Origin of the sequence: Halobellus rufus (assembly GCF_000739575.1) — an archaeon.
GTDB lineage: Archaea > Halobacteriota > Halobacteria > Halobacteriales > Haloferacaceae > Haloquadratum > Haloquadratum rufum.
Genome location: NZ_BBJO01000041.1, coordinates 44,538 through 56,249, shown reverse-complemented (window position 1 = coordinate 56,249; position 11,712 = coordinate 44,538). Strand labels below are relative to the sequence as shown.

General features: G+C 68.5%; 14 protein-coding genes. 10 read left to right on the top strand and 4 right to left on the bottom strand.

Annotated elements, in window-relative coordinates:
* Nucleotides 1-586, bottom strand: a 586-nt coding sequence (locus ACP99_RS15435; protein WP_049987455.1) for an SOS response-associated peptidase, incomplete at its 3' end; no start/stop codon positions are given.
* 114 nt (nt 587-700) lie between these two features.
* Between ACP99_RS15435 and ACP99_RS15430 the strand changes: the two genes are divergently transcribed.
* Nucleotides 701-1,486, top strand: a complete 786-nt coding sequence (locus ACP99_RS15430) for a ribonuclease H-like domain-containing protein (RefSeq protein ID WP_049987454.1) — start codon at nt 701-703, stop codon at nt 1,484-1,486.
* Nucleotides 1,487-1,558: 72 nt separating this feature from the next.
* Nucleotides 1,559-2,242, top strand: a complete 684-nt coding sequence (locus ACP99_RS15425) for a dolichyl-phosphate hexose transferase (RefSeq protein ID WP_049987453.1) — start codon at nt 1,559-1,561, stop codon at nt 2,240-2,242.
* 28 nt (nt 2,243-2,270) lie between these two features.
* Here the strand turns inward: ACP99_RS15425 and ACP99_RS15420 are convergent, their stop codons facing one another.
* Nucleotides 2,271-2,468: a DUF5800 family protein gene (locus ACP99_RS15420; RefSeq protein ID WP_049987452.1), complete on the bottom strand. Its 198-nt coding sequence runs from the start codon at nt 2,466-2,468 to the stop codon at nt 2,271-2,273.
* 335 nt (nt 2,469-2,803) lie between these two features.
* Here ACP99_RS15420 and dctP point away from each other — a divergent pair, with 335 nt between their 5' ends.
* From dctP to ACP99_RS15390, 6 genes are all read left to right on the top strand, one after another.
* Complete coding sequence (dctP, locus tag ACP99_RS15415) at nt 2,804-4,090, top strand: TRAP transporter substrate-binding protein DctP (RefSeq protein ID WP_049987451.1); 1,287 nt, start codon at nt 2,804-2,806, stop codon at nt 4,088-4,090.
* Between the two features lie 11 nt (nt 4,091-4,101).
* Nucleotides 4,102-4,677, top strand: coding sequence for a TRAP transporter small permease (locus ACP99_RS15410; protein ID WP_049987450.1), 576 nt, complete (start codon nt 4,102-4,104; stop codon nt 4,675-4,677).
* Nucleotides 4,674-5,987, top strand: a complete 1,314-nt coding sequence (locus ACP99_RS15405; RefSeq protein WP_049987449.1) for a TRAP transporter large permease — start codon at nt 4,674-4,676, stop codon at nt 5,985-5,987. Before ACP99_RS15410 ends, ACP99_RS15405 begins: the two co-directional genes overlap by 4 nt.
* A 139-nt stretch (nt 5,988-6,126) precedes the next feature.
* Complete coding sequence (locus ACP99_RS15400; protein WP_049987448.1) at nt 6,127-6,483, top strand: DsrE family protein; 357 nt, start codon at nt 6,127-6,129, stop codon at nt 6,481-6,483.
* Nucleotides 6,484-6,599: 116 nt separating this feature from the next.
* Nucleotides 6,600-7,451: a polymer-forming cytoskeletal protein gene (locus ACP99_RS15395; RefSeq protein WP_049987447.1), complete on the top strand. Its 852-nt coding sequence runs from the start codon at nt 6,600-6,602 to the stop codon at nt 7,449-7,451.
* 93 nt (nt 7,452-7,544) lie between these two features.
* Entirely contained in the window at nt 7,545-8,474 is a 930-nt protein-coding gene (locus tag ACP99_RS15390; protein WP_049987446.1) for a DUF4349 domain-containing protein, read from the top strand.
* Between the two features lie 40 nt (nt 8,475-8,514).
* Here ACP99_RS15390 and ACP99_RS15385 read toward each other — a convergent pair whose 3' ends face one another.
* Together ACP99_RS15385 and ACP99_RS15380 are read right to left on the bottom strand one after the other, a co-directional pair.
* Nucleotides 8,515-9,234 (bottom strand): nucleotide exchange factor GrpE, encoded by a 720-nt coding sequence (locus ACP99_RS15385; protein WP_049987445.1) that lies wholly within the window; start codon nt 9,232-9,234, stop codon nt 8,515-8,517.
* An 81-nt stretch (nt 9,235-9,315) separates the two neighbouring features.
* Complete coding sequence (locus ACP99_RS15380; RefSeq protein WP_049987444.1) at nt 9,316-10,053, bottom strand: proteasome assembly chaperone family protein; 738 nt, start codon at nt 10,051-10,053, stop codon at nt 9,316-9,318.
* A gap of 130 nt (nt 10,054-10,183) precedes the next feature.
* Between ACP99_RS15380 and ACP99_RS15375 the strand changes: the two genes are divergently transcribed.
* Entirely contained in the window at nt 10,184-11,122 is a 939-nt protein-coding gene (locus ACP99_RS15375; protein ID WP_049987443.1) for an RsmB/NOP family class I SAM-dependent RNA methyltransferase, read from the top strand.
* Nucleotides 11,119-11,694 (top strand): DUF7122 family protein, encoded by a 576-nt coding sequence (locus ACP99_RS15370; protein ID WP_049987442.1) that lies wholly within the window; start codon nt 11,119-11,121, stop codon nt 11,692-11,694. Before ACP99_RS15375 ends, ACP99_RS15370 begins: the two co-directional genes overlap by 4 nt.
* The last annotated feature ends 18 nt before the right edge of the window (nt 11,695-11,712 follow it).

Here is an 11,712-nt window from a genome sequence, read left to right as displayed (position 1 = left end):
CGCCGTGGAGCCACGTCGACTCCTCGTCTGGATCGAGGACGACCGCCATCCGGTGGTGGAGGTCGGAGACGAGGCCGTTCGGCTCGGTCGTGAGAACCGTGAACGACTCGACGACGTCGGCGTCGCCGGCGTCCGACCGGCCGCTCCCGCCGCCGAAGTCGCCGAGCCCCGTCTGCGTGTGTGTCGGCTCCCAGCGCTCCCAGAGCCCGGCCATCGCGAAGGGACGGTCGTCCGCGAACGCGACTCGATAGGGCTGTTTTCCGCCGTCCTCCTGCACCCACTCGTAAAAGCCGTCGGCGGGGACCAGACAGCGCCGGCGTTCGTACGCCTCGGCGAAACTCGGCTTCTCGTCGACCGTCTCCGCGCGGGCGTTGATCAGGTCGCTGCCGACCGACTCGTCGTCGGCCCACGAGGGGATCAGCCCCCAGCGGAACCGACGGAAGGAGTCGGGGTCCTCGTTCGTGACCACCGGGAGCGACTGCCCGGGCGCGCAGTTGTAGCGGGGGTCCGGCGGCTCGGCGAAGTCGGCGTCGAAGCGGGACTCCAACTCCTCCGCGGGCGTGAAGAGCGTGTATCGTCCGCACATACGCGCCGTTCGGGCCGCGCGAGCAAAACCTCCGCGGCCGACGGGAACCGTTCGAGGGCGAGACCGACGATGCGCCTCGAAGGGTTTAGGCCGCCGCCGCCCGCCCGTACGGATATGCGAATCGAGAACAGCTTCGTTCCCGCGGAGGGGATCGGCGAGGGCCGCGAGCGGTCGCTGTGGGAGTCGGGCATCCTCACGTGGGAGGAGTTCGATCCCTCGCGCGCGCCGCTCGGCCCGAAGACAGGCGAGCGAGTCGAGTCCTTCGTCGCCGAAGCGCTAGAGCGCCTCGACGACGGCGACGCGCGGTACTTCGGCGAGCGGTTCCCCTCCGGGGAGGTCTGGCGCTTCTACGAGAACTTCCGCGAGGAGGCGGTCTTCTTCGACATCGAGACGACCGGCCTCGACTCCGCCCGCGAGGACGTCACCACCGTCTCGCTCACGCGCGGCGGCGACACGACGACGCTGATCCGCGGCGAGGACCTCACCGACGCGCGGCTCCGCGAGCAGTTCCGCTACGCCCCGCTCGTGGTCTCGTTCAACGGGAAGCAGTTCGACGTGCCGTTCCTCGAGGACAACTTCGACGTCTCGATCGACGCCCCCCACCTGGATCTGATGTTCCCCTGCCGACGTGTCGATCTGACCGGCGGCTTGAAGTCGATAGAGAAGGAGGTCGGCATCGACCGCGACCGACCGGACCTCTCCGGTCGCGACGCCGTTCGGCTCTGGTACCAGTACGAACGCGACGGCGACGACGACGCGCTGGAGACGCTCGTCTCGTACAACCGCGACGACACCGAGAACCTCAGGAACCTCGCGGACGTCGTCGCCAGACGACTTCACGACGACTCGCTGGGCGCGGTCTGCGGCGAGCCGTGCGGGATCCCAGACCCGACCGCGTAGCGACCTATATATCCAACGACATTATTTTTGGCGAACCTAAAACACAAATACCCCCGCCGGCAACGACGGGTAATGAGCGAGTACACCTTCGACGACCTCGCGGTCGTGATGGGCACGTACAACGAGGAGGCGGCCATCGAGAAAGTCCTCACGGACATCGAGGAGGTCACGGACGGCCGCGCGGAGGTCGTCTGCGTCGACAGTTCCAGCGACCGGACGCCCGAGATCGCGCGCGAACACGGCGCGACGGTCATCGAGCAGCCGCCGATGGGCTACGGCTACGCGGTCCGAGAGGCCGTCCTCGCGCCCGACCGGCCGGTCGTCGTCACTACCGACTGCGACGACACGTACCCGATGGAGAAGCTCCCGCAGTTCCTCGAACTGATCAACGAGGGCTACGACGTCGTCTCCGGCGACCGGCTCTACCACGGCGCGGAGGCGATGCCCGGCCTGAACCGCCTCGGCAACGCCGCGTTCGCCCTCCTCGCCTCGGGACTGATGGGCGAGCGCGTCCACGACACCACGACCGGAATGCGGGCGTACCGCCGCGAACTCCTCCACGACATCGAGTGGACGGAAAACACCGGGCTATCGGCGGAACTGCTGATCAGGCCGCTGATGCGCGGCTACGAGATCCGCGAGGAGCCGATCCCCTACCGCGAGCGCGCCGGCGAGACGAAGCTGGACCCCTTCGGCGGCGGGGCCGCCATCGCGAAGTCGATCGTGAAGGTGTGTCTCGAAGAGCGGTTCGACTGAGTCGACGCATCGCGTCGGCGGCGGGCCGTTACCGGATGATGTCCGCGATCTGTCGCGGCTCGCCGCTCAGCGACGGATCCTTCTCGACGATCTTCAGCACCTCGTGGTCGGTCACGTCGGGGTACGCCTTCTCGGTCGCCTCTTCGATGAGTTCTTTCTCCAGCCGAAACTCGGTGCCCTCGTAGACGACGTCGACGCCGTTCTCGTCGAACGAAAGTGCGGTCATACGCCCGGATAGGCAGCCACGGAGTAAAAGGACATCAGTATCGAGTCGGTCGAAAGTATTGCCGAAATCGGTGACCCCCGGAACGACTCGCCTCCCGGTCCGTCGGGACTGCGTACCAGCCGTAGGACGGACTCTCGCCGCCACCGCCGGAGGTTCCGACTGGCGAAACCGCCTCGAACGGCACTTTCGGGCGTCCTACCCCGTCATACACGTCGGAAAGAACTGTCGTAGAGGGCAGGGTGAATATCCGGTGTACACACTGTCCAGATATCCGATCCACAGATGACGACACCGACTCGAACCCACGATCGACGACTCGGGAGGCGTCACCGACGATGACGTCCGACGACCGGCCGAACGACGGTTCCCGTTCGGCGAGGAGCAGACGCGAGGTACTCGGAGCGACGTCCGGCGCGGTTCTCGCCGGCCTGACAGGCTGTCTCGGCGGCGGGACCGCCGTTTCGGGCGGCGGTGGCGGCGGGGACAGCGGCACCACCACGGCACGCTGGGCGGGCACCCAGAACCCGGAGACGTCCTGCTGGGACTACGAGGACGACTCCTCGGAGGGGGCAGATCAGTGCGGGCTGGTGTACCCCGTCTTCGAGCTAAAGCGGCGTCTCGAAGAGCGCTCTGCGGACCTCGAACTGACGTTGGTCGACAGCAAGGAGCTCTGCAGCGAGCAGTCCTGTATGACGAAGATGGACTCGCGGGTCATCGAACTCGGCAGCAGCTCCGTCGCGAACTCCGCGAAGGTCTGGCCCGAGAACGAGATCTGGAGCATCCCCTACCTGTTCCCCACCCACAGCCGGGCCTCGATCGGCTACGCCTTCACTCACCCGACAGTCTGGGAGGAGTACTGGGTTCCCTTCGGGCGCAAGTACGGCGCGATCCCGATCGGCTTCGACCCGCCGGGCTACAGGGCGCACTTCGTGGGCGTCGGCAGCGATCCCGAGGAGCCGATGACGTCGCCGGCGGACTTCGAGGGCCTGAAGATCCGGACGACCCAGAGCGAGGTGATCTCCGTCGCCTTCGACGAACTCGGGATGAACCCGACGACGGTCTCGTTCGCGGACACGCTGCAGGGGATGAAGTCCGGCGTCGTCGACGGGATGGAGATCATCCCGCAGTACGCCGTTTCCGCGGGGATCACGGACGTGACCGCACAGGCGACGCTGACGCAGTGGGCACCGGGGCTCGATCCGATCTGGTGCAGCGTGGACTTCCTGAAGGGGCTCTCCGACGGGGAGCGCGAGACGTTCGCCTCCGTCACCGCGGAACTCGCCGAGGAGAGCGTCCGCCGCTCGGACGACGTCTACGAGTCGTTCCAGGGACTGAGCCCGGACGCGCCCGTGGAGGGATCGAACTACCAGACGGAGGGCCCCGACGGCGAGCCGGTCCGCGTGAACTGGCTGGAGGAGGATCAGCTCGCGGAGTGGCGAGAGCCCGTCGACCCGGCGACCAACCCGGACCTCTACCGAGACGCGATAGACCGGGTCCACGGCGAGTTCACCGACGGGTTCTTCGACCGCGTGTACGACGTCGCCCGCGAGTCGGGCGTTCCGGACCGGTCGGCGGACTTCTCGCTGGACGCGTGGTGGGACGACTACCTGGAGCGGATCTGAGCTCGCTTCCGATGGTCTCGAAACTCAGACAGACGCTCGGGGCGGCTCTTGATCCGGATCGGGAACCGGACACGAGACTCGGCCGGGTCGAGCGCGACCTCGAACTATACGTCGCGGGCGCGCTCCTCGTCACGTACGGCCTCGTGATCGGGTTCTCGGTGCTCCAGCGGACGCTGACCGGCGATCAGGTCCTGTGGGCACAGGAGGTCACGATCGGGATGTTCGTCTGGGTCGCGTGGTTCTCCGTCGCGTACGTGATCCGCAACGAGGACCACCTGCGCTTCACGCTCGTCCTCTCGAAGCTTTCGAGCCGCAGTCGGTACCTCGTCTACTGGGTCGAGTGGCTGCTCTGGGTCGGCTTCGCGGGCACGGTGTTCGTCTACTCGGTCCCGGTCCTCGGTGACTTCGCCGCCAGGGGAACGACGATAACCGGAACCTCGATCCCGGACGCGATGACGTATCTGGCCGTCACCGTCGGGTTCGGCTTCGTGCTCCTGCGAGTCGCCCAGCAGGCGGTGGCCGTGACGCTCGCGTACCGCCGGGGCGAGGACGTCGCCCACACCGGGGGCGAGGTGGTCGGGGAATGACCGACGCGGTCGTCCTCGCGAGCGCGCTGGGGCTCGACCCCGGAACGGCACTCGCGTTACTCACAGTGGCCGTCGCCGGTCTGTTCGTGCTCGGCGTCCCGATACTGCTCGTCTTCTCGACGTGGGCGCTCGGCTTCGCGGTCCTCTTTCCGGCCTTCGGCCCGCAGAACATGGCGGTGGCGTCCTACTATCAGCTCTGGACGTTCCCGCTGACGGCCGTCCCGCTCTTCATCCTCGTCGGCGCGCTCATCAACCAACTCCGGATCGCCCGCGACATCATCGACCTCTCGCGGTCGCTGGCCGGCTGGCTCCCCGGGAGCGCCGCCAACACCGCACTGCTCACCTCGGGGGTGTTCTCCGCGATCACCGGCTCGAACGCCGCGACGACGGCCTCGGTCGGCGAGGCGTTCACCGGCGAACTCGAGGAGGAGGGGTACGATCCGGTGTTCAGCGCGGCCACCATCGCCGCCGGCGGCACGCTGGGCATCGTCATCCCCCCGAGCGTCCTCTTCATCCTCTACGGCGTGACGTTCAACCTCCCGGTCTCGGATCTGTTCATCGCGGGAACGCTGCCGGGGCTGTTGATGCTGGGCGGGCTGATCGCGACCGCGACCGTCATCTCCCACCGCAACGGCTACGGGTCCGACGAGTACTCCTTCGACGTCCGGGCGATCCTCCGGTCGGTCCTCCGGGCGCGGAACTCGCTTCTGGCGATCGTCGTGCTCTTGGGGGGCATCTTCACCGGCGTGTTCACGCCCTCCGAGTCGGCCTCGATCGCGATCCTGTTCGTCGTCACCGCAGAGTTCCTCTCCGGGAACATCCGCGGGACGGCGTTTCTCACCGAGTCGGTCAGGCTGACGGTCTACCTCGTCGGCATCATCATCCCCGTACTGGTCACGTCGATCCTGATCCAGCAGAGCCTGTCGTTTCTCGGCCTCCAAGACGTCGTCTCCGCCGCCATCCTGACGCTGAACTCGCCGGTTCTGATCGGGATCACGCTGATCGCCGTGATGCTCCTGAGCGGCTCGGTGCTCGCCTCGATTCCGAACATGATCTTGGTCGCGCCGCTTCTGGCTCCGGCGGCGTTCTCGCTGGGGATCTCCCCGCTGATGTGGGGCGTGATCTTCATGATCAGCGACGCGATCGGATTCATCACCCCGCCGTACGGGCTGAACCTCTACATCATCAGCAGCATCACCGACATCGATTACATGCGGATCGCGTGGGCGGCCCTCCCGTACCTCGGGGTCCTGACCTCGATCCTCGTGCTGTTCTTCGTCTTCCCGGAGCTGAACGTGCTCGCGCCGTGACCGCTGTATCGACTCTCGACGACCTTCACTCATCGACGGACGACAACGACACTCGAAAACAGATGACCACGACACTCGACAATCCGACGACCACGACACTCGAACTCGACGAGACGCGACCGATCCGGAGGCACAGCCGATGTTCATACTGATAACGGCCGGACCCGACGACCCCGGTGCGGCGCTGCCGTTCGTCGCCGCGAAGGGGGCGATGGAGAATGGAGAGGCGGTGTCGATCGCGGCGATGGCCGACGCCGTCTCGCTGCTGCGGCGGGACGTCGACCTCCGAACGCTGGAGGCGTCGGGACTCCCGACCGTCGCGGCAGCGATCGAGGCGCTCCGCGAGCGCGACGCGCTCGCGGACGCGGTCGCCCTGCGGCCCTGCTGTGAGGCCCGCGACGTCGCCGCCGCTGACCTCCGCGAGTGGGCCTCGGTGGGTGAACCGAGCGCGATATCGAGACTCGCGGCGAAACACGAGACGACGCTGACGTTCTGAGCGGGGGTATCGTCGCCTCGCGGCCCTCCGGTCCGCTAGCGGTCCCCCGCTCCGCTCGGCGCGTCCGACGATCGTCTGACGCGCCGTTTATTACGCCGCACGTGTTGCTCCGGAGTGTGGCACTCGGTCAGGACCGACTCGACGCCCTAGAGATCCCCGACGGGACGACCGTCGAGGAGCACGACCTCGTGACCGACGGGGACATCGTCGTCGGCGGGCAGAGCACCGTCGAGTTCGGCGTCCGCGGGCGGAACGTCCTCGCCGGCGAGCGCGTCACCTTCGGCGGCGACATCGAGGCCGAGGGCGACTGCCGACTCGACGTCTGGTGCGACGTCGCGGGGAACGTCCTCGTCGGCGACGACGCCTACCTCGGCGAGCGCGTCCACATCGGCGGGCGGCTGATGGTCTCCGGCGACCTCGACATCGGCGACGACGTCGACATCGAGGAGGGCTTCGAGGCCAACGGCTGGATCGTCATTCGGAACCCGGTGCCGACGCTCGTGTTCTACTTCGTGGTGCTCTCGCAACTGCTGCACCTCGGCGAGAACGAGAGCGCAGAGGAACTCGCGGGCGCGCTCTCCGGGGAGAGCGAGCACGATCCGCTCGTGATCCCGCGGGGATCGACCGTCTCCGACGACGCGTGGCAAGCATCCGCGCCGGCGACGATCGGCGACGAGTGCCGGCTCCACGGCAACGTCCGCGCGGAGACCATCGAGGTCGGCGCGGACAACAACATCTTCGGGAGCCTCCGCGCCCGCGGCGACGTCGCCGTCGGCGAGGGGACGCGCGTCCACGGCGACGTGACCACTCGCGACGGCACGGTCACCATCGCCGCCGGGGCCGAGATCCTCGGCGACGTCTCCTGTTCGGACCTCGAACTCCACGACGACGCCGACGTCGACGGCACGATCCGCGCGTCGGGCGACATGCGGCTCGTACGCTCGAAGGCGGCTCGCGAGACGGAGTAGCCCTGCGCCCGCGGCCGTCGGGACGACGTAACTCAAAGGCGCGTTTGTGTCACCAACGTGATTTTCCCGGACGCTGTCGTTGGTGGGACCGAGATGGTATCGAGACGCACGCTCGCGATCGTCGGGCTGGTCGCGCTCGTCGCGCTGGCCGGTTGCGGGATGACCGGGAGCGGCAGCGACGGCGGCAGCGCCGGCGGGTACGAGGCAGCGACCGAAGCCGCAGTGAACGATCGGCCGCAAGCGACTGGTGAACCGACCCAGGCTCCCTCCGACGGCTCCGGCGGCGAGTCCGCCGACGACGTCTCCGGCGACGTCGTGAACGTCGACCAGCGGGCGATCATCCGGACCGGAACCGTCCACGTCGAGGTCGAAGACTACGAGTCGGCGCAGTCGGAGCTGACGTCGAGCGTCGAGGGCTACGGCGGCTACGTCAGCGACAGCCGGCAGGATCGGCGTCAGATCGACAACGAGACGTGGGTCCGCGGCGAGTTGGTGCTTCGCGTCCCCCGCGAGAACTTCGACGCGCTCGTCAACGACACCCGCGCGCTCGGGGAGGTGCAGTCCGTCGAGGTGAACTCCCAGGACGTGACCGATCAGCTCGTCGACATCGAGGCCCGCCTGGAGAACCTCCGCGCCGAGCGCGACCGACTCCGCGAGCTCTACGATCAGGCCAACACCACCGAGGACGTCCTCGCCGTCCAGCGGGAGCTCTCGGACGTGCAGGGCGAGATCGAACGGCTCGAGGCCAGACAGCAGTCGCTCGAGGACCGCGTCGCCTACTCGACGCTGACCGTCAGGCTGGAGGAACCGCGGCCGACGCCGGACCGCGTCGCCCCCGACCGCTGGTACGACACGCCGGTGCTCTCGGCGTTTATGGAGTCCGTCGACGGCGTGGTCGTCGTCGCCCGCGCGGCCGTCGTCGCGTTCGCCTTCGCGCTCCCGTACTTCCTCGCGTTCGCCGTGCCGGTCCTCGTCGTGAGCGCGGTGCTCTGGCAGGTCGCGCGGCGGTGGCGGTCGGGGTAGTGAAGCGGCGGGTGCGCCCCGCGTTGCGCTCGGCGGAAAATCAGGAGTCGTCGCCGTCGCTTCCCTCGCCCGTGCTGACGGTCACCTGCGCCTCCCGGAGGACCGACCCGGCCATCTCGTAGCCGGGCTGGAAGACGTCCACGACGGTCCCCTCGGGCTGGTCGTCGTCGACGCGCATCAGCACCTCGTGGCGCGTCGGATCGACGTCCTCGCCGGACTCGGGATCGATCGCCGAGACGTTCTCGTCGTCGAGGATCCGGTCGAACTCCTCTAAGGTCGACTCGATGCCCGGTCGGATGTCGGCGTCCTCGTCCTGTTCGAGCGCGCGCACGAGGTTGTCGCGGACGCTGACGACGCGCCCGACGAAGTCCTCCGTCGCCCGCTCTCGGATCTCCTCTTGGCGCTTCTTCGCGCGCTGTTTGTAGTTCTTGAAGTCCGCCTTCGAGCGCTTCAGCGCGGATTCGAGCTCCTCGATCCGCTCCTCGCGCGCGGCGAGTTCGGATTCGGCCGTCGCGACCCGCGACTCCAGGTCCGAGACTGCGTCGGCGAGGTCGTCGTCGTACTCGGCGACCCGCGAGGAGAGGTCCGGGACGTCCGCGGCCGCGTCTCCGTCTGCGTCGGCCGCTGCGCCCGCGGTCTCCGCACCGGTTTCGGTGCCGTTCGTCGCCGGGTCGGTTCCGTCCTGCTCGCGGTCGACGTCCTCGGCGTCCGTCTCGTCGGACTCGACCGTCGCAGCGCGCTCGGGGGACTCCTCGGTCATACCCGTGAGAAGTGGTCGACGAGCCTTAAGGATGTAGAAAAGTCGCGGTGATCGGGGGTGCCGGGGGCGCGGGACCGACGCCTACTGGTACATCCCGATCGGTCGCGCCTGCGTGCTCTCCTCGCCCGCCTCCTGCATCCGCTTCGCGAGGCGCTCTTTCGCCTGCCGGATCTGTTCGGCGTGGTCGACGAGGTCGTCGACCGAGACCTCGACGCCGGTGAGCGGTTCGATTCCGCGCTTGATCAGCACGCGCGAGGCCTCGGGGTCCGGGAACCGGGGGTCCGACTCGACGACGAGGCCGACCGCCGTCCGATCGGCCTCGACCGCCGCGTTCAGGAGCACGCCCGTCGGCCCCGAGACGAGGCCGGTCTCGTCGGGCGCTTCGATCCCCGCCCGATCGACGAGGTCGACGCCGTCGCCGACGCCCAGCCCGTACAGCGCCGGGACGCCCTCGCCCTTCTCGTGCGGGATCCCCGAGAGGTAGATCGGCGTCACCGAGTGCTCGTCGAACCACCCCGAGAGACAGCCCGCCAGTTCGGTCGCGGCCTGCGGCTGGATGGGAACGTCGCTCTGCAGGACCACGAGGTCGGTCTCCTCGTCGGCGTACAGCCTGACGGGCGGGTGCAGTTCGGCGTCGCCCTCCTGGTAGACGGCCACCTTCGGGATCCCCTCGCAGTGGACGTTCGCGTGGTGCGTCATCTCGAACTCCTCGACGAGGTGGTCGGCGGCGATCTTCCCGACGAGGCCGACGCCGGGGAAGCCCTCGACGAGGGTCGGGTCCGTGAGATCGACGGCGGATTTGGGATCGATCCGAGCCATACGCGCCGCTACGCCGAGCACCGTGGTAAAAGTGCGGGCGGCGCGGCGGTGGACGGCGCGGTCGACGATGGGGGGCGACCCCGCACGCGGAACCGACACCCACAAGCGGCCGCGACGAGTCCCGACGCGTATGGAACCACTGGAGCGCTACGCGTCGCTTCTCTCGGATTTCGACGCGTTCCGCGCGGCGTGCGAGCGGCCGCTGCCGTCGGTCGTCCGCGTCAACACGCTGAAGGCGTCGGTCGAGCGCGCTCGGGAGGCGCTCGACGCCGAGGGAGTCGCCTACGAGGCGGCCGACTGGCATCCCGGCATCTTCCGCCTGGAGGAACGGGGCCCGGGGACGTCGTGGCCGTACTTCCACGGCTGGCTGCACGGACAAGAGGAGGTCTCGGCGCTGCCCGCCCTAGCGCTGGACCCCCGACCGGGAGAAGTCGTCTGGGACGCCTGCGCCGCGCCGGGGAGCAAGACGACGCAGATCGCGGACCTGATGGACGACACCGGCGTCCTCGTCGGCAACGACAACAACCTCGGACGGCTGTCGGCGCTGCGGCACAACGCCGAGCGACTCGGCGTCACGAACCTCGCGGTGACGAATCAGGACGCGCGCAACTTCTCCTTCAAGCCGTTCGGCGACCGGACCGACGCGGACGACAGGATCGAAGCGTTCGACCGCGCGCTCGTCGACGCGCCCTGCTCGTGCGAGGGGACGATCCGCAAGAACCCCGACGCCCTGGACCGCTGGTCGCTGGAGCAGATCAAGGGCATCGTCGGCATTCAGAAGGGGATCCTCCGGCGGGCGATTCAAGCGACCAAGCCCGGCGGCACCGTCGTCTACTCGACCTGTACGTTCGCGCCCGAGGAGAACGAGGCGGTGCTGGATCACGTCCTCGAAGAGGAGGACTGCGAGATGCGCCCGTGGGACGCTCCGGACGGCTTCGAGACGGACCCCGGGATCACCGAGTGGGACGGCGAGCGGTTCGACTCCGCCGTGGAACTGGCCCACCGCGTCTACCCGCACCGGAACGACACGGGCGGGTTCTTCTGCGCCAAACTGGAGGTGACCGCATGAGCGACCGCGAACGCGACGCGGGCGACGACGGCGACGTCGGTGCCGGGACCCCGTCAGAGGACCCGCCGACGAACGACGGCCAGCGCTTCGATCGGCTCCCGGAGACCGCGGACGACCGCGTCGTCCCCGGGCGACCGACCCGCGAGGAGGTCGTCGGCTGGTGGGAACAGCGCTACGAGGTCCCGCCGGAGACGTGGGACGGCCACACCTTCTGGGAGAAGGGCAACGGGAAGATCTGGGCGTTCGCCGCCGAGGTCGTCACCCCGATCGACGTCGAGGGGCTCGGAATGCGGATCCTCCGCGCCCGCCAGGAGCACTGGAAGCCGTCGACGAACGCCGTCCAGCGCTTCGGCCGCGAGGCGACGAAGAACGTCGTCGTCCTCGACGCCGAGGAGGCGACGACGTTCGCGAAGGGAGAGGACCAGGAACTCCCGCGCTGGGAGGGCGACTGGGGGTACGTGATCGCCGCCCACGATATCGCGGGCGAGGTCGAACCAATCGGCGTCGGCCTCTACCTCCACGGCGAACTCCGCTCGACCGTCCCGAAGGGGCGGCGAGAGGACCTCTCGTAGTACTCGCGACGCCGAACA